Here is a 17500-nt window from a genome sequence, read left to right on the forward strand (position 1 = left end):
GCACCGGCCTGGGCAGTGGAGGCGGCATCGACGGGCACGCCCTGCGGCGGAACCGTGTCGCCCAGCGCCGGCCGGCCCTGCGCGCTCTCGGCGGCGGTCACGACGGCGCCCTCGGCGGGCCGGCCGCGCCGCCGGCCGGTGCCGGTCGAGACACCGGCGCCGGTGGTGGCGTCGGCGACGGCCGCGATGCCCGCGTTCTGGGCGGGGATCAGCTCCGCGGGAGTGCCGGCGGCAGGAGTGTCGCCCGCGCGGCCACGACGGCGGCCCGTGGGCTCGGGTACGGGTACGGGCCCGCCTTCCGGCGCCGTCGGGCTCTGCAGGAACGCGTCCGTGGACGCCCGCCGGGCCCGCCGTCGCCCACCGCCCTGGGTGACGTCCGCGGCAGGAGCCGGGGCCGGACCCGGGGCCGGGGCCTGGGCGGGCAGGGACGGCGACGCGGAAGGCGGTACGGAGGACGGCAGCGGGAACGCACCGGAGGCCTCCGGCCGCTGACCGGCCGGCACCGCTCCGGCCGGCACCAGCCCGGAGGGCACGGGTCCGGACGGCACGGGTCCGGACGGCACGGGTCCGGACGGCACGGGCTCGGACGGCACGGGCTCGGAAGGCACCGGACCCGACGGCACCGCGCCCGCCCCGGACGCCCCCGGCCGTACGGGCTGCTCGGGCCGTACGGGCTGGACGGGCTGCTCGGGCTCGACGACGGCCGGGTCCGCGGCCGCGGCCGGAGCCGCAGTGGTGGTGGTCGTGGGGCCTGTGGGGCCTGTGGGGCCCGTGGGAGGTGCGGGGGCCGTGGGCGCCGCAGGCAGTGCGGGCTGTTCCGAGAGGGCCGGGGGCAGGGTCACGGTGCCGCGGCCGGCGCCGAGCGGCAGCTCGACGACGTACGCGCCGCCCACCGTGCCCGGCACCTCGTGGGTCTGCACCACGCCGCCGTGCGCGGCGACGATCCCGTGCACGATCGGCTGGTGGACCGGGTCGCCGCCGCCGTACGGGCCGCGGACCTCGATCCGTACGACGTCGCCGCGCTGCGCGGCCGCCACGACGATCGTCGAGTCCGCGTACCCGCTGCCCTGGGCGGCGGCCTTGCTCTTGCCGGTCGCGTCGACCCCGGCCACGTCCGCGACGAGGTGCGAGAGCGCGGTGGTCAGCCGTACGGCGTCCACCTCGGCCTCGATCGGCGGCGCGTGGACGGCGAACTGCGCCCGGCCGGGGCCGATCAGCTCCACCGCCCCGTCGATGCCGCCGGTGACGACGGCGTCGAGCAGGACGACGTCCTTGGCGAGTTCCTCGGCGCCGGCGTCGAGCCGCTGGTAGCCGAGGACGTTGTCGACGAGGGTGGTCATCCGGGCGTAGCCGGCGGCCAGGTGGTGGAGGAGCTGGTTGGCCTCGGGCCAGAGCTGCCCGGCGTCGTCGGCGGCGAGCGTGGCGAGCTCGGCGCGCAGCTCCTCCAGGGGACCGCGCAGCGACTCGCCGAGCACGGCGGTCAGCTGTTCCTGCCGGGCGGCGACGGCGGCGGTCCGCCGCTGCTCCTCCGTGACCCGCTGCCGCTCCTCGGCGACCCGCTGCCGCTCCTCGGCCAGCTCGGTCTCGTACCGCTCCTTCTGCCGCTCCAGCTCGGCGGCGTGCCGCTCGGCGGCCTCGGCCAGCTCGGCGGTGTGGCGTTCGGCGGCGGAGGCGGTCTCGGCGGCGTGGCGCTCGACCAGCTGCTCGTACGGCCTGCGGTCGGTGAAGGTCATGACGGCGCCGACGAGCTGGTCGCCGTCGCGCACCGGCGCGGTGGTCAGGTCGACCGGGACCCGGTCGCCGTTCTTCGCCCAGAGCACCTGGCCGCGGACGCGGTGCTTGCGGCCGGACTTGAGGGTGTCGGCGAGCGGCGACTCCTCGTACGGGAAGGGCTGGCCGTCGGCGCGCTTGGGAAGGATGAGCGGGTGCAGCTCGGCGCCGCCGAGCTCGCCGGCGCGGTAGCCGAGGATCTGCGCGAAGGCGGGGTTCACGAGGACGACCCGGCCGTCGGTGTCCGTGCCGACGACGCCCTCGGACGCGGCGCGCAGGATCATCTCGGTCTGGCGCTGGGAGCGGGCGAGTTCGGCCTCGGTGTCGAGGGTGCCGGTGAGGTCGCGGACGACGAGCATGAGCAGCTCGTCGCCGGTGTAGGCGTTGTACGAGTCGTAGGCCTCGCGCCCGTCCTCGAGGCTGGCGCTGGTGACCTCGACGGGGAACTCGCTGCCGTCGGTGCGGCGGGCCATCATCCGGGTCGGCCGGGTGCGGCCGCGGTCGTCGATGCCCTCGGGGCGGCGCATCGAGCCGGGGATCAGGCGCGAGTCGAAGTCGGGGAGCAGGTCGAGGAGGCCGCGGCCGACGAGCGCGGTGCCGGGCGTCTCGAACATGCCGAGGGCGATGGTGTTGGCGTTGACGACGGTGCCGTTGCAGTTGACGAGCACGAGGCCGTCGGGAAGCGCGTCGAGTATCGCTGCAAGGCGAGCAGCGCCTCGGGATGGCCTGCTGCTCACGAGACGCTTCCTCCCTGAAACCACTGCAACTGCACGTGCCTGCAGCCCTTGCCTGGTGCTTGGTGCCTAGGGACTGTCCGGCGGTCCCATCTTGCCCCTCGGGCCGCGGCCTGTCACTGGAGGGAGTCTAAGGGAGGCCGGGCCTCCGCCTCTGGAGACGGGGTGGAGGTTCGGTGCCCGCCGGGCCGCGGGGCGCCGCGGCGGGGCGGGCAGAAGGCGCTCACGCGCATGGACGCCGGCTCGGCCCATGCGTGTCGGCCCATGTGTGTCGGTTCATGCGTGTCGGTTCATGCGTGTCGGTTCATGGGTGCCGGCTCATGGACGTCGGCGGGACTCGGCGGCGGCTGGGCGTCGGGAGCGCCTCACCCGGTCACGCGGGGGAGAACGGGCCGGAGGTTCTCCCACCGGTCGATCTCGCAGCCGTTGGCGCGGGAGAAGCGGGCGTCGACGGAGCGGCCGTGCCAGCGGCCGGTGACGTGGGCGGTGGCGGGCCCGCCGTACTGCTGGGTGCACAGCTGATCCGCGGGCACCGGCCGGAACGGGTCTTCACCGGCCTGGGCGAGCTGGTCGAGCCGCTTGCAGGCGTTGCCGGCGGCGGGATGGGTCCCGCCGGGCGTGTCGCCGCACTCGAGCCGGTACGTGCCGTCGGCGTCCTGATGCCCGGTCTTCTCGATGGTCACGGTGAGCGAGTCGGGCTCGGAGAGCAGCGGCAGCGGGGGCAGCGGTCCGAGCCCGACGGCGGTGGTGGCGAAGGTGGCGAGGAGAAGCGGGCGCAGCATGACGGACTCCCGTGGGGTGCGTGCCTGGAGCGGAGGGACGGTCGATCGGGCGTTCTTCCCTCACTAACGCTCCGGGCCGCGCTCCGTTGCGCAACCGGGGTGCGCCGCGCGGAGGCCGGGCCGACCGGCACCTCACCGGAGGCCGGGAACGGAGGGAAGAACGGCGGGGCGATCGGAAGGGAGGACGGCGGGGCGATCGGAAGGGAGGACGGCGGGGCGGACGGCGGGGCGAGGGGGAGGGAGGAGCCGGGGCGCGCAGGGGCGGTGAGGCCTTTGCCCTGGCCCCCCGGGTCCTAGTACGGTGATAAGCGATTGGTGACACCGCGCTTGTCTGTGTCATCATCTGCACGCACCACTCGCGTACGCGCGGGGTGCAGGGAGGCGTCGCCTAGTCCGGTCTATGGCGCCGCACTGCTAATGCGGTTTGGGTCTTAAAGCCCATCGAGGGTTCAAATCCCTCCGCCTCCGCCACACGAAGCCCCGGTCCCCAGGACCGGGGTTTCGCCGTTCCCGGGGCTTCGCCGTTCACCGGGGTCGTTCTCCGCCGCCCCGAAGTTCCCTGCCGCCCCCGCCGCACCCCGTCGGCCGACTGTCCGGCGTGCTGCCCGGCACCGAAAGCGCCACCCGGAAGCCCCTCCGTGTGACCCCGGTCTCTTTCGGCTCCTTTCCGCCCCCACCACTCCACCCCGACCGGACTCCCGCCCCGCGCCGCACGCGGCGACCGTCGGGCGTTTTCGCAGGTCACAAGGGGTGGACCCAATGGATTTCACATGACGGCGGCAGTCATGTAATGTTCTTCCTGTCGCCGCGAGCGGGCCGAAAGGCCGGGGAGCGGAGGCGAGAGAAACAACAAAACAAGCACTCGTAGCTTAACGGATAGAGCATCTGACTACGGATCAGAAGGTTGCAGGTTCGAATCCTGCCGAGTGCACACAGGTGAGAGGCCCGGACGAGAGTCCGGGCCTCTTGCGTTGTCCGGGTGTGCAGCGGCGGAGTACGGCAACCGCTGTCACTGCCGGCAGTCGCGTCAGCCGTTTTCCGCCGGTGTCAGGAGGGTGCAGCGGGGTGAGGTCTGGTGGGTCGCGTTCGACGAGCGGCGGCCGGTCGTGCTGCTGTCGGGAGACGACGCGTCCGGGATCCGGGTGATGCAGGTGGTCGCTCCGGCGGGCGTCGACATCGGCGGTCTGGGCGTCGAAGTGGCGGTAGGCGCCGTGGAAGGGCTGCCCTTCGAAGGCGTGCTGCGGATCGCGTTCCCGCGTCCGGGCTTCACTCCTTGCACGTGGCTGACGACGGTGTCCCGGGATGACCTGATCGAGCGAGCGGGGGTCCTGCCCTCCGCGAAGCTCGGCGAGATCGAGGATGCCCTCCGTCTCGGTGGACTCGGGTAGGCGGGCCTCTCGAGCCGTTGGCCCGGACCGGGGTCGGCTCCTGACCCGGGCTGTTTCCGGACCGGCCGAGGTATCTCGGATCGGGGGCGGGGCGGGTGTCTCCCCCCGCGACGTACGGGGAGCCCGGCGCGGACCTCGACCTCGCGGACGCCGTGGCCCGTGGGCGGGTGCAGTTCGGGACGGGCGGTACGAGACCGTCCGGTGCCTCGGTCGGATCGACGGCGCCCGCTACTCACCTGCACCTCCCCGTGGGCCGTGCACGAGGTGGAGCTGCGGCCGCCCTCGGAGCCGTACCTGTGGCAACTCGCCGCCGCGCTGTGCGAATCGGGTGGGTGGCCGGCGGAGGAGACCGTCCGGTATCTGGCCCGCTGTCCCGGGGGCGCCCCGCGCTGGACTCCCGAGCGGCTGCACGTGCTCGTCGGTCGCGGATCCACTCCTTCGGGTGAACCGTGCTGATTTCCATGTCAGTTGAATATGCCCTCGGCCTAGCGTTGCAGGTGGAGGTGACGCCCGGATGAACCCCATCGACGCCATCGACATCGACGACTTCGTCTACGCCGCCACCGGCGTCCGCCTGCGCCGGCTCACCCTGCCGGACGGCACGCACTGGTTCCCCGCCGTGGACGCCGCCCGCTCCCTCGGATTCGCCGGCGCGGCCCAGGCACTCCGTACGCACGTCGGCGACGGGCTCCACGCCACGCTCGCCGAGCTCCCCCTCGACACGACCGGCCGCCGCCGTCTGCGGAAGTCCACGCGGATGGTGTCCCTCGAAGGGCTCGTCCAGCTCGTCAACGCCTCCCCGCGCGCCGAGACCGCGCCGTTCAAGGACTGGGTCGCCGAGGTCGTCACCGGTATCCAGCGCGACGGCTCCTACGGGCTCGAACCCTCCTCCGTCCACCTCGGCTTCGTGCTTCCTCCGCAGCTCCTGGACGTCCTCGTCCGGCTGGAGGAGCGCGCCCTGCGGCTCGACGACGACGGCTCCGAGTACGGCGAGCTGTTGCGCGAGGCCGTCTGCGATCTCCGTCGGATCGCCGCCTCGGTGGAACGGATCGCCTTGCCCGCCCAGCGTTCCCAGTCGCCCGGCGGCGGGGGCGGGGGCCAGGTGGACTCCTCCGGCTCGGGATGTACCGCCGGCGCCGGACCCGCCGATGCCGGTCCCGCCGATGCCGGTCCCGCCGGCGCCGGACTCGCCGGTGCCGGACCCGTCGCCCGCAGTCCGCAGGAGCTGATCGAACGCTGGCGTGCTCGCAACGCCGTCGTCGGTGCCGACGTCCACGCCGTCGCCGCCTACCTCGCCCCCGCCCTCGTCCGCGGCGGGGTCCGCTACCGCCTCGAAGAGGTCGCCCGCCGCACCGGACTCACCGCCGACCGCGTCCGCGACTGCGTCCGCACGCTCGTCGAACGCGGCTGCATGCGGCACGCCGGCGGCACCGGTACGGACGGCGGACTCCTCTACGCGCTGCCCTGAGCCGCTCCGTGCCGCCCACGGGCGCCCTCGCTGTCAGAGGCAGGGACGACACTGGGGGCATGGTGGTGTGGCGGAGTGCCGGAATGTCCTGGCGGGGCGGCGCCCCCAGCCTCCGCTGGGAGGGCGCCGGCAGACGGGTCAGCCCGCTCGCGTACGGGCGCGACCTCGCCTTCCGTGCCGTCGGTCAGCGGCGCTGCTCCGGGGCCCGCGGCCACCCCTGCCCCCTCGCCGCCGCCGTCCCCGCCCGCGGCACCGGCGGGCGGTGCGCCGAGTGCGCACGGCTCGACCGGGCCCACTCCGTCGCCGCCGACACCCTCGTCGACGACCCGAGGCCGTACCGCGTCTACCTCGCCTGGTTCGGCCCCGGCATGATCAAGGTCGGCATCACGGCGGAGGCGCGCGGCTCCGCCCGACTGCTCGAACAGGGCGCCGTCGCCTTCACCTGGCTCGGCCGCGGGCCGCTCATGGCCGCGCGGCGGACGGAGGAGGTGCTGCGGCACGCCCTCGCCGTGCCCGACCGCATCCCGTACGCCCGCAAGCGCGCCGTACGATTCGGCCTGCCGCCCGCCGCCGAACGGGCCGCCGAGGTCACGGAGTTGTACGGCCGCGTCGTCGCCGTACCCCACTGGGCCGAGACCCTGGCGCCGCTGCCCTGCCACGTGAGCGACCACGTCCGGGCCTTCAACCTGGAGGCCCCGGCCGGTTCGCCCCACCTGCTCGCCACGCCGCCGGACGTCCCGGGAGCCTCGTCCTCCGCCTCGCCGGACGTCGCTCACGCCTCGCCCTCCGCCTCGTCCCCCACCCCGCCCGCCGCCGCGCCGTTCGTCGTCACCCAGCTCGTCGACCGTGGCGTCCTCGCCGGGCGGCTGGTCGCCGCCGCCGGGCCCGACCTGCATCTTCTCGACCGCGACGGCCGGCAGATCGTCCTCGACACCCGGCTGCTGTCCGGGTGGCAGCTGGTCGCGGCCGAGGCAGGGGCGCCGGAGGACCCGGGCGGTGTCGGCCTGCCCCTCGCCGCCCTCCCCGCCCCCGCCGATCCGCAGGACCAGCTCTTCTGACGGCCGTGCGCAGCCAGGGGGCGACGCCGGTCGCGAAGCGCCGAACCGTAAAGTCTTGGATCCCTTCCGGCGGCCTCCATGGACACCACCGCCGCCCCCACCGCAGGGTGATCACATGACCCAGAACCTCGTGGGCGGCTTCGAACCGCCCTACTACACCGCTGTCTTCACCGCCCTCCGCCCCGACTCCCTTGAGGGCTACGCCGAGACCTCGGACCGGATGGAGGAGCTCGTCCAGGACGTCCCCGGCTTCCTCGGGTACGAGTCCGCCCGCACGCCCGGCGGCATCGGCATCACCGTCGCGTACTTCCGCGACCTCGACGGGCTCGCCGCCTGGCAGCACCATCCCGAGCACATGGCCGCCAAGCGGTACGGCCGCGAGCACTGGTACGACAGCTACCGCGTCCACATCGGGAAGGTCGAGCGGACCTACGGCTTCGACCGTGACGGAGGCGACCGTGACGGAGTCGACCGTGACGGAGACGGACACGGCGGAGACGGCCGCGACCATGCATGACCTCCGGCAGCCCGCAGACGAGGCCGCGGACGAGCCCGCCGACGAGCCCGCCGACGAGGCCGCGGATATCAGGGGCTTCGCCCGGCGCCTCGGGATTCCCGGGCTCGTCGACGTCCACACCCACTTCATGCCCCGCAGCGTCCTCGACAAGGTGTGGGCCTACTTCGACTCCGCAGGGCCCCTCACCGGGCACGAGTGGCCCATCACCTACCGCGAGGAGGAGGACCGGCGGGTCGAACTGCTGCGGGAGTTCGGCGTGTTGGCCTTCACCTCCATGCTCTACCCCCACAAGCCCGGCATGGCCGCCTGGCTCGACGACTGGGCCGCCGGCTTCGCCGCCCGCGTCCCCGACTGCCTGCACACCGCCACCTTCTTCCCCGAGCCGGAAGCCCCGGCCTACGTCCGGCGCGCCCTGGAGCGCGGCGCCCGGGTGTTCAAGGTCCACGTCCAGGTCGGCGGCTTCGACCCCAACGACCCGCTGCTCGACGACGTCTGGGGCGTCCTGGCCGAGGCCGGGACCCCGGTCGTGATCCACTGCGGCTCCGGACCCGCCCCGGGGCCGTATACCGGGCCCGGGCCGATCGCGCGGCTGCTCGCCCGGCATCCGCGACTCGCCCTGGTCGTCGCGCACATGGGCATGCCGGAGTACGACGACTTCCTCGACCTCGCGGACCGCCACGAGCGCGTGCACCTCGACACCACCATGGCCTTCACCGACTTCAGCGAACGGCTCGCGCCGTTCCCTGTCGTCACCGGGCTCAAGCGGCTCGACGTGCTCCGCGAACGGATCCTGCTCGGCTCCGACTTCCCCAACATCCCCTACCCGTACGCCCACCAGCTGCTCGCCCTGGAACGCCTCGGGCTCGGCGACGACTGGCTCCGGGCCGTCTGCCACGACAACGGCGCCAGGCTCTTCGGGCTCCCGCCCCGCGCGTAACGGCGCCGGGCTCTTCGGGCTCCCGCCCCGCGCGTAAGGGACTGGTGGAGCGGGCGGCGCCGGTCCGTCCGTCCCGCTTCCGTGCGTCGTTTCTCAGCGAATTCACAGGAAAGCCCAAGCCGCGTCTCACCCTGCCCCGCGACCGTGTCCCCCATGACTGCGACCACTCCCCGTTCGCGTACCGATCTGCTCCGGCCCGACGGCAGCGCCGTCCGCGTCCTCGTCGTCGACGACGAGGCCTCACTCGCCGAACTGCTGTCGATGGCCCTGCGCTACGAGGGCTGGCAGGTGCACAGTGCGGGCGACGGGGCCGGGGCGCTCAGGCAGGCGCGCGAGTTCCGGCCCGACGCCGTCGTGCTCGACATGATGCTGCCCGACATGGACGGGCTCGCGGTCCTCGGCCGGCTGCGGCGCGAGCTGCCCGGAGTGCCGGTGCTGTTCCTGACCGCCAAGGACGCAGCCAAGGACGCCGCCGAGGACCGGATCGCCGGGCTCACCGCGGGCGGCGACGACTACGTCACCAAGCCGTTCGGCCTGGAGGAGGTGGTGGCGCGGCTGCGCGGGCTGATCCGTCGCTCCGGCGCCGCGCAGGCGCGCGCCGAGTCGCTGCTCACGGTCGGGGACCTCACCCTGGACGAGGACAGCCACGAGGTGGCCCGGGGCGGCGAGTCGATCCACCTCACCGCGACCGAGTTCGAGCTGCTGCGCTTCCTCATGCGCAACCCGCGGCGGGTGCTCAGCAAGGCGCAGATCCTCGACCGGGTGTGGTCGTACGACTTCGGCGGCCAGGCCAACGTCGTCGAGTTGTACATCTCCTACCTGCGCCGGAAGATCGACGCCGGGCGCAGCCCCATGATCCACACGCGGCGCGGCGCCGGCTACCTGATCAAGCCCGCCGAGCCCGCGCCGACTGACCGAAAATAATCGCTATACAGCGTAAGAGAGAGTCTTATACGGTGTACGAGTCACAGTCCCGTACACCGTATAAGGAGTTTCCATGACGGCGACGGCGTCACCCGCCGCGAACGAACCGGCCGCCGCCACCGGCGGCCACCCGCAGCGCTGGCTGATCCTCGGCGTCATCTGCCTCGCCCAGCTCACCGTGCTGCTCGACAACACCGTGCTCAGCGTCGCCATCCCCTCGCTGACCACCGAGCTCCGTGCCTCCACCAGCGACATCCAGTGGATGATCAACGCGTACTCCCTCGTGCAGTCCGGACTGCTGCTCACCGCGGGCAACGCAGCCGACCGCTACGGCCGCAAGAAGATGCTGGCCATCGGTCTCGCGCTGTTCGGCCTCGGCTCGCTCACCGCCGGACTCGCCGACTCCACCGGCCAGTTGATCGCCGCCCGGGCCGGCATGGGCATCGGCGGCGCGCTCCTGATGACCACGACCCTGGCCGTCGTCATGCAGATCTTCGACGACTCGGAGCGGGTCAAGGCCATCGCCCTGTGGGCCACCGTCGGCTCGCTCGGCTTCGCGGCCGGACCGCTGATCGGCGGCGCCATCCTCGACCACTTCTGGTGGGGGATGATCTTCCTGATCAACATCCCGGTGGCCGTCGTCGGCCTGGCCGCCGTCCTCAAGCTGGTCCCCGAGTCCAAGAACCCGCAGGGCGAGCGTCCCGACCTGGTCGGCGCGCTGCTCTCCACCATCGGCATGACCTCCGCCGTGTACGCGATCATCACCGGTCCCGAGCACGGCTGGACCTCCGCCGAGGTGCTCGTCCCGGCGGCGATCGGCGTGGCCGTCCTGGCCGCGTTCGCGCTGTGGGAGCTGCGCGTCCCGTACCCGATGCTCGACATGCACTTCTTCCGCAACCAGAAGTTCGTCGGCGCCGTCGCCGGCGCGATCCTGGTGATGTTCGGCATGGGCGGCTCGCTCTTCCTGCTCACCCAGCACCTGCAGTTCGTCCTCGGCTACGAGCCGCTGGAGGCCGGACTGCGGATGGCGCCGCTGGCCCTGACCGTCGTCGCCCTCAACCTCACCGGCGTGGGCCCGCGCATCGTCATGAAGCTCGGCACCCCGCTCACCGTGGCCGTCGGCATGACCCTGGTCGCGGGCGGTCTCACCTCGATCGCCGTGATCGGGGGCGGCACGGACGGCACGTACTGGGGCATGCTCCTCGGCCTGGTGCTCATGGGCGTCGGCCTCGCCGTCTCCAACCCGGCCATGGCCAACGCCATCATGAGCGCGATCCCGCCGGAGAAGGCCGGTGTCGGCGCCGGTGTCAACGGCACCCTCGCCGAGTTCGGCAACGGCCTCGGTGTCGCCGTCCTCGGCGCGGTCCTGAACGCCCGGTTCGCCGCCCTCGTCACCGTCACCGCCACCTCGCTCCCGGCCGCCCTGGCCGCGGCGGGCGGTGACGCCGAACGCGGGCAGATCTCCGACGCCTTCGCCACCGGCCTCCAGACCAGCCAGCTGGTCGGCGCGGTCGCCGTCTTCGCCGGCGGTCTGCTCGCGGCGGCCCTGCTGAGGCGCGCCGAGAGCGCCGAGCGGGCCGAGCGGGCGGCGTCCGAGGCCACGGGTGCTGCCGACGACCCGGTGGTGGCTGCCTAGCATGGGCAGGGATCACTGACGGCGGGGACCAGGATGGAGCGCGCGATGGTCAAGGCAGCCGACCGGGCGAAGAACCCGGCGGGTTCCAGCGTCTGGCTCGAACACCGGGCCGCCCGCAGCGGCGGTGGCCCGGCCGGGCTCGACCGGGAGCGGATCGTCGCCGCGGCCATCCGGATGCTGGACGAGGAGGGCCTGGCCAAGTTCTCCATGCGCAGGCTCGCCGCCGAGCTGAACGTCACCGCGATGTCCCTGTACTGGTACGTGGACACCAAGGACGACATCATCGAGTACGCCGTGGACACCTGCTACGGCGAGATCGACCTGGCCGAGATCGACTCGGCCGGGGACTGGCAGGGCCGCATCAAGCTCCTCGCCGTCGCCTACCGCCTGATGCTGGTGCGCCACCCGTGGATGTCGCCCTGCGCCGGCCAGTACCTCAACATCGGCCCGAAGGCGATCGCCGTCGGCGGCAAGATCTACGAGGCGGTCCGCGACAGCGGGCTCCCGATCGACCGTCAGCCGAGCGCGATGTCGGCCGTCTTCCAGTTCGTGTACGGCTACGGGACGATCGAGTCCCAGTTCCAGCGCCGCGCGAAGGAAGCCGGGATGTCGCAGGACGACTTCTACGGCGAGTCGATCAGCGCCTTCCGCGACGATCCGCAGTTCATGGAGGCGCTCGAACCGGTGGCGGAGCTCATGGAGGAGCGCTCCTCGCACGGCAGCGTCAGCGCCATCTGGGACCGCGACTTCGGGTACGCGCTGGAGGTCATGATCGCGGGCATCGAGGTGATGGTGGAGCGGAGCCGTAGCGCCGGGGAGCAGCGCCGGCCCGGCCGGATGTAACGGGGCGGCGGGGCTGCCGCTGAGGAGCGCGTGCGCGTACGTGGCGGGGCTGCCGCCGGGGAGGCCGTGTGCCCCGTGCGCGTACGTGACGGGGCGGCGGGGCTGCCGCCGAGGAGGCCGCGTGCCCCGTGCGCGTACGTGACGGAGCGGCGGGCCGTCCCCTGCCCGCCGCTCCTACCCGACCCGGCCGCGCCTCCGCTCGAAGCGCGGCCGGGAGCTCGTCACCCGTGGACGCCCGCTACTTGGCGGTGGCGTCCTCCGAGGTCACCGCACTGCTGGTGTTGCTCTTCAGCGCGACCTCCTTGATGAACAGCGTCACCAGGAAGGCCAGCAGCGCGAACGGCGCCGAGTAGAGGAACACGTCGCCGACGCCGTGGCCGTACGCACTCTCCATGACCGTACGGATCGGGGCGGGCAGCTTGTCCATGTCGGGGATGCCGCCACCGCCGCCGGCCTGCCCCATGGCGGCCGCGGCCTTCGGGCCGAGCTCGGCCATGCCGTCCTTGACGTAGTCGGTGACCCGGTGGGCCATGACCGCGCCGAGCGCCGAGACACCGATCGCACCGCCGAGGGAGCGGAAGAAGGTGACGACGGAGGAGGCGGCGCCGAGGTCGGAGGGCGCGACCTGGTTCTGGGTGCACAGGACCAGGTTCTGCATCATCATGCCGAGGCCGAGGCCGAGGACCGCCATGAAGACGGCGATGTGCCAGTAGGCGGTGTCGTAGCGGAGGGTGCCGAGCAGGCCGAGGCCGGCCGTGGCGAGGGCGCCGCCGCTGATCAGCCAGGCCTTCCAGCGGCCGGTCTTGGTGATGACCATGCCGGAGACGGTCGACGAGACGAACAGGCCGCCGATCATCGGGATCGTGAGCACGCCGGACATCGTCGGCGACTCGTTGCGGGCCAGCTGGAAGTACTGGCTGAAGAAGACGGTGCCGGCGAACATCGCGACACCGACGAAGAGCGAGGCCGCCGAGGCGAGCGTGATCGTGCGGTTCCGGAACAGGCGCAGCGGGATGATCGGCTCGGCGGCCCTGGACTCGACGAGGAGGAAGACCGCGCCGAGCAGGATCGAGCCGCCGACCATGACGCCGGTCTGCCAGGACATCCAGTCGTACTTGTCGCCGGCGAAGGTGACCCAGATGAGGAGCAGCGAGACGGCGGCGCTGATGAAGAAGGCGCCGGCCCAGTCGACCTTGACCTCGCGCTTCACGACCGGGAGCTTGAGCGTCTTCTGCAGGACGAGCAGCGCGATGACCGCGAACGGCACGCCGACGTAGAAGCACCAGCGCCAGCCGAGCCACTCGGTGTCGGTGATGACGCCGCCGAGCAGCGGGCCGCCGACGGTGGCGACGGCGAAGACGGCGCCGAGGTAGCCGCTGTACCGGCCGCGCTCACGCGGGGCGATCATGGCGGCGAGGATGATCTGGGAGAGGGCGGTCAGACCGCCGACGCCGATGCCCTGCACGACGCGGCAGGCGATGAGCATGCCGGGGTTCTGGGCGAGACCGGCGACGATCGAGCCCGCGACGTAGATCACCAGGGCTATCTGGACGAGCAGCTTCTTGGAGAAGAGGTCGGCCAGCTTGCCCCAGAGCGGGGTGGTCGCCGTCATCGACAGGAGGGCGGCGGTGACGACCCAGGTGTAGGCGGACTGGCCGCCGCCGAGGTCGGTGATGATCTGCGGGAGGGCGTTGGAGACGATCGTCGAGGACAGGATGGCGACGAACATGCCGAGCAGGAGCCCGGACAGCGCCTCCATGATCTGACGGTGCGTCATCGGGGCGGCGCCGGAGTTGTCGGTCCGGGCTTCCCGTGCACCCGTGGCAGGTGCGGTGGTAGCCATGAGTTTCCTTTGGGTGGCGTCGGGGCGTCGGGGGCGTCGGACGTGGGGTGTCGGACGTGGGGTGTCGGAGGGCGTCGGGGCGGTCTTACGGCGGCGTCGCTCAGGCGTGGTGGGCCCGGCAGTCCCCGAAGGAGTCGCGGAGGCGGGCGAGCAGTCGGGTGAGCAGGGCGACGTCTTCGTCGGACCACTCCGCGAGGTTGCGGCTGAAGGCCTCGGTGACCCGGCGGTCGAGCTCGCCGAGCATCGCGTGACCTTCGTCGGTGAGGCGCAGGATGCGGGACCGCTTGTCGTCGGGGTCGGGCAGACGCTCGACCCAGCCGTGCTCCACGGTGTGCGCCACATGGCGGCTGCACACGGACATGTCGACGGCCATCAGCTCCGCCATCCGGCTCATCCGCATGTCGCCGTGGTGCTTGACGAGGGCGAGCACCGCCGCCGCGCCGCCCTGGCAGTGGGCGGGCAGGGTGCGGGCGAGGCCGCGCTTCACGGCGCCGATGGCGCTCACCGCGCGGGCGAGCTCCTCGTACCGGCTCAGCGTCTCCATCGCGTCTTCTCCCCTATCTTGTTGCTTAGGGCAACCATAGAGATGGATGGTTGCTTCAGGCAAACTAAATCAGTCAAAGCGCGCTAAAGAATCCGCAAAGCGGCTCGGGGGGGGCGGTGGAGCGGAAGGCGAGGGGCGGAGAGGGAAGGAAGGAGCGGGAGGGGAGGTGAGGGAGGGGAGGCGCGGGAGCGGAGGCGCGGGAGCGGAGGGCCGGCGGGGGAGGCGACGGACGCGCGGGTCACCACGACCGGCGGGATGGGGGCTTGGTGCAGGTCCCGGGCAGAGGAGATGACCGGAGACGACCAGGGCTTGGGGCGGTCGGCCCGTCTTCGCTAGGGTCCGGGCCATGGCACACAATCCCCAAGCACCGTACGGCCAGGGCGCTCAGGGCCCCGAGGGCTCCTACGACCCCGCCGGCAGCACCCAGATGTTCCGCGCCTTCGTCGACGAGGGCACCCCGCAGCGCCGGCCGCAACAGGCCGTCGCCACGTCCTCCGGCCCGCGCGTCGGCCTGATCGTCGGCATCGTGGTCGCGATCGCGGTCCTGGCGGGCGTGGCGTGGCTGGCGCTGGGCTGACGGGGGTACGCGCGGAGGACGGACGCGCGTAAGCGACGCGGGTACGGCGCGCGCGGCGGATTGCGGGCGCGGGCGTGCGTCGGGTACGCCGTGCGTCAGGTACGCCGTGCGTAGGCCGCAGGCCGCCCTCTGACGGAGGGCGGCCCGGAGGCTCGGTGGACGCGCTGTCTCGGCCGAGGGCTGCTGAGTGACGGGGGACTGCTCAGCGGGCGACGTCGCGGACGACGTCGAAGACCTGCTTCTGGAGACCGTTCGGGTAGACCTCGTGCTCGACCAGCCGGAGCTTCTGGACGTCCTTGTCCGTGCTGCTGAAGAGCCGCTTGCCGGCGCCGAGCAGGAGCGGGAAGACGAGCAGGTGGTAGCGGTCGATCAGGCCGGCGTCGGAGAGGGCCTGGTTCAGGGACGCGCTGCCGTGGACGATGATCGGGCCGCCGTCGGTCTCCTTCAGCGCGGCGACGTCGTCGAGGGAGCGCAGGATCGTGGTCTCGCCCCAGTTCGCCACCAGGTCGTCCTCGGTGAGGGTGGTGGAGACGACGTACTTCGGCATCACCTTGTAGTCGGCGAAGTCCTCCATGTCCGGCCAGACGGGGCTGAAGGCCTGGTAGCTGACCCGGCCGAGGAGCATCGCCGAGGCCTCCTTCTGCTCCCGCCCCTTGATCTCGAAGGACTCGGGCAGGAACTCGGTGTGCTTGAAGGTCCAGCCCGAGTTCCGGTAGCCGGGCTCGCCGCCGGGGGCCTCGACGACGCCGTCGAGCGAGATGAAGGCGGTGCTGATCAGGGTGCGCATCGTGGAACCTCGGTGTGTCGGGTGACGGGGGCTGTGTCGTGGCCGTCGCGGTCGTGCGCGGTCATGAGTACCGACCCGGGGACAGGGGGAAACTCATCGGTCCAGCGGCCCTCGGCTGCATCGGCTCATCGATCCCTCGGGGCATCCATCCCCGCATCGATCCGTCGACCCATGGGCTCAGCGGTCCGTCCGGGCCGGTTCGCCGAAGCCGTCGAGGAGCAGGTTCGCGGTCCTCTCCGCGCCGTCGGTCCGGATGTCGGCCGCCAGCGCGGCGGCTGCCGCGACGGTGTGCGGTGCGAGGGCGGTGGTGAGGGCGGCCGAGAGGGACTCGACGGTCGGGACCGGGCCGTCGTGGGCGGCGCCGATGCCCAGGGCGGCGACCCGGCTCGCCCAGTACGGCTGGTCCACGAGCTGGGGGATCACGACCTGGGGGACGCCTGCCCGTGCGGCCGTCGTGGTCGTCCCCGCCCCGCCGTGGTGGACGACGGCCGCGACGCGCGGGAAGAGGGCCTGGTGGTTCGCCTCGCCCACGGTCATGCAGTCGTCCCGGTCGTCGATCAGGTCCAGGTCCGCCCAGCCCCGGGACACGAGCACGCGGTGGCCCTGGGCGCGTACCGACTCGATGGCCACCCGGGCCGTGTCGGAGGAGCCGTGCATGGACATGCTGCCGAATCCCACGTAGACCGGTGGTTCCCCGGCCTGTAGGAAGTCCTCCAGGTCGGAGGGGAGCGGGCGGTCGTCCGGCCGGGTCCAGACGCCGGTCTGTACGACGTCAAGGTCGGCGGGCTCCTGCCAGGGGCCGAGCACCGGATCGGCGGCGAGCAGCGGCCGGCCGGTGACGGCGTACGGGCGGACGCTTGCGAGGGGCGGCAGCCCGACCGTCTGCCGGAAGGCGGTGATTCCGGGCCCGTAGACCGCGTCCTGACCCTCGAGGTCCAGGTCCCACAGTGTCCGGTTGTCGGTGACTCCCTCGGGGAGGGGGCGGCCGGGCAGGGGGTACGGCGGGTGGTGCGGCGACGGCAGCATGCCGGGGAAGTACGAGACGTACGCGAACCGCAGCCCCAGCTTCTCGGCCGCCGAGCGGGCGCCGGCGACGGCGGGGAACAGCCCGGTGGCCACCACGGTGTCCGCGCCCTCGCCCGCGGCGGTCACCGCCTCGTACTGCGCGGCGGCGACCGAAGTCACGCGCTCGGTCATGGACGGCGGGGCGCCGGCTCCACGCGCCTGCGCCACGAGTGCGCGGATCGAGAAACGCACCGGCACGAACTCCACGCCGACGCCGGCCAGCCGCTCGGCGAACTCCGCGTCGTCGGGGGCGCAGACCCGCACGTCGACTCCGAGCCCGCGCAGGGCGACGGCCAGCGCGACCATCGGCTCGACGTCCCCGCGTGACCCGTAGGACGACAGGACCACTCGCATGACAGCTCCCTTTCGTGGTGTGCAGAAGCATGGCTGATTCTGCGTCAGGGGCTGGTGCTTGGGGCGAGGAGGGTGGGGAGCGGGGGAGCGGGGGGAGTGAGGGGAATGGGGGGGAGTGGGGGCGGGGGTGCGGTGGGGCTTCTGGGGTTGGTGGGGTGGGGGGTGCGGCGGGGCTTCTGGGGTTCGTAGGGGCGGGGGTGCGGTGGGGCTTCTGGGGTTGGTGGGGCGGGCCGTGTCTGGTGGGCTTCTGGTGCGGCCGCCCTTGTTCCGAGT

The 17500-nt window shown here is 72.8% G+C and carries 15 protein-coding genes and 2 tRNA genes; 11 read left to right on the plus strand and 6 right to left on the minus strand.

Features of this window, described 5'->3' with window-relative positions; translation table 11 throughout:
- Nucleotides 1-2507: PAS domain-containing sensor histidine kinase (locus ESG85_RS02350; protein WP_128976326.1), on the minus strand; the 2507-nt coding region annotated here is incomplete at its 3' end.
- Nucleotides 2508-2869: 362 nt separating this feature from the next.
- A complete protein-coding gene (locus ESG85_RS02355; protein ID WP_128976327.1) occupies nt 2870-3286 on the minus strand; it encodes an SSI family serine proteinase inhibitor in 417 nt (138 codons plus the stop codon).
- 377 nt (nt 3287-3663) lie between these two features.
- On the opposite strand from ESG85_RS02355, the gene ESG85_RS02360 reads away from it, so the two are divergent.
- The 10 genes from ESG85_RS02360 (at nt 3664) to ESG85_RS02405 (ending at nt 12057) form a co-directional block, all read left to right on the plus strand.
- Nucleotides 3664-3757 (plus strand) — tRNA-Ser (locus tag ESG85_RS02360).
- A gap of 387 nt (nt 3758-4144) precedes the next feature.
- A tRNA-Arg gene (locus tag ESG85_RS02365) sits at nt 4145-4217 on the plus strand.
- A 124-nt stretch (nt 4218-4341) separates the two neighbouring features.
- Nucleotides 4342-4674 carry a type II toxin-antitoxin system PemK/MazF family toxin gene (locus tag ESG85_RS02370; protein WP_128976328.1) on the plus strand — a complete coding sequence of 111 codons (333 nt, stop codon included), beginning with the start codon at nt 4342-4344 and terminating at the stop codon, nt 4672-4674.
- A 514-nt stretch (nt 4675-5188) separates the two neighbouring features.
- The gene (locus ESG85_RS35640; RefSeq protein ID WP_246094777.1) at nt 5189-6142 is read left to right on the plus strand and encodes a BRO-N domain-containing protein; all 954 of its coding nucleotides are present in this window, start codon (nt 5189-5191) and stop codon (nt 6140-6142) included.
- Between the two features lie 83 nt (nt 6143-6225).
- On the plus strand, nt 6226-7200 hold the full coding sequence (locus ESG85_RS02380) for a DUF2797 domain-containing protein (protein ID WP_246094778.1): 975 nt from the start codon (nt 6226-6228) through the stop codon (nt 7198-7200).
- 115 nt (nt 7201-7315) lie between these two features.
- On the plus strand, nt 7316-7717 hold the full coding sequence (locus ESG85_RS02385) for an antibiotic biosynthesis monooxygenase family protein (RefSeq protein WP_246094779.1): 402 nt from the start codon (nt 7316-7318) through the stop codon (nt 7715-7717).
- The gene (locus ESG85_RS02390) at nt 7710-8654 is read left to right on the plus strand and encodes an amidohydrolase family protein (protein WP_128976337.1); all 945 of its coding nucleotides are present in this window, start codon (nt 7710-7712) and stop codon (nt 8652-8654) included. Before ESG85_RS02385 ends, ESG85_RS02390 begins: the two co-directional genes overlap by 8 nt.
- A 153-nt stretch (nt 8655-8807) precedes the next feature.
- Nucleotides 8808-9578 carry a response regulator transcription factor gene (locus tag ESG85_RS02395; RefSeq protein WP_128976330.1) on the plus strand — a complete coding sequence of 257 codons (771 nt, stop codon included), beginning with the start codon at nt 8808-8810 and terminating at the stop codon, nt 9576-9578.
- Nucleotides 9579-9651: 73 nt separating this feature from the next.
- A complete protein-coding gene (locus ESG85_RS02400) occupies nt 9652-11214 on the plus strand; it encodes an MFS transporter (RefSeq protein WP_128976331.1) in 1563 nt (520 codons plus the stop codon).
- A gap of 45 nt (nt 11215-11259) precedes the next feature.
- A complete protein-coding gene (locus ESG85_RS02405) occupies nt 11260-12057 on the plus strand; it encodes a TetR/AcrR family transcriptional regulator (RefSeq protein ID WP_128976332.1) in 798 nt (265 codons plus the stop codon).
- A 238-nt stretch (nt 12058-12295) separates the two neighbouring features.
- Here the strand turns inward: ESG85_RS02405 and ESG85_RS02410 are convergent, their stop codons facing one another.
- A complete protein-coding gene (locus ESG85_RS02410; RefSeq protein ID WP_128976338.1) occupies nt 12296-13834 on the minus strand; it encodes an MDR family MFS transporter in 1539 nt (512 codons plus the stop codon).
- 166 nt (nt 13835-14000) lie between these two features.
- Entirely contained in the window at nt 14001-14444 is a 444-nt protein-coding gene (locus ESG85_RS02415) for a MarR family winged helix-turn-helix transcriptional regulator (RefSeq protein ID WP_128976333.1), read from the minus strand.
- A gap of 346 nt (nt 14445-14790) precedes the next feature.
- On the opposite strand from ESG85_RS02415, the gene ESG85_RS02420 reads away from it, so the two are divergent.
- Nucleotides 14791-15021: a hypothetical protein gene (locus tag ESG85_RS02420; protein ID WP_128976334.1), complete on the plus strand. Its 231-nt coding sequence runs from the start codon at nt 14791-14793 to the stop codon at nt 15019-15021.
- A gap of 202 nt (nt 15022-15223) precedes the next feature.
- Here ESG85_RS02420 and ESG85_RS02425 read toward each other — a convergent pair whose 3' ends face one another.
- Both ESG85_RS02425 and ESG85_RS02430 read right to left on the minus strand, forming a co-directional pair.
- On the minus strand, nt 15224-15808 hold the full coding sequence (locus ESG85_RS02425; RefSeq protein ID WP_128976335.1) for a dihydrofolate reductase family protein: 585 nt from the start codon (nt 15806-15808) through the stop codon (nt 15224-15226).
- A gap of 177 nt (nt 15809-15985) precedes the next feature.
- Nucleotides 15986-17227, minus strand: a complete 1242-nt coding sequence (locus ESG85_RS02430) for a glycosyltransferase (protein ID WP_128976336.1) — start codon at nt 17225-17227, stop codon at nt 15986-15988.
- Between the last annotated feature and the right edge of the window lie 273 nt (nt 17228-17500).

Origin of the sequence: Streptomyces roseicoloratus (genome assembly GCF_004117935.1) — a bacterium.
Taxonomy (GTDB): Bacteria; Actinomycetota; Actinomycetes; order Streptomycetales; family Streptomycetaceae; genus Streptomyces; species Streptomyces roseicoloratus.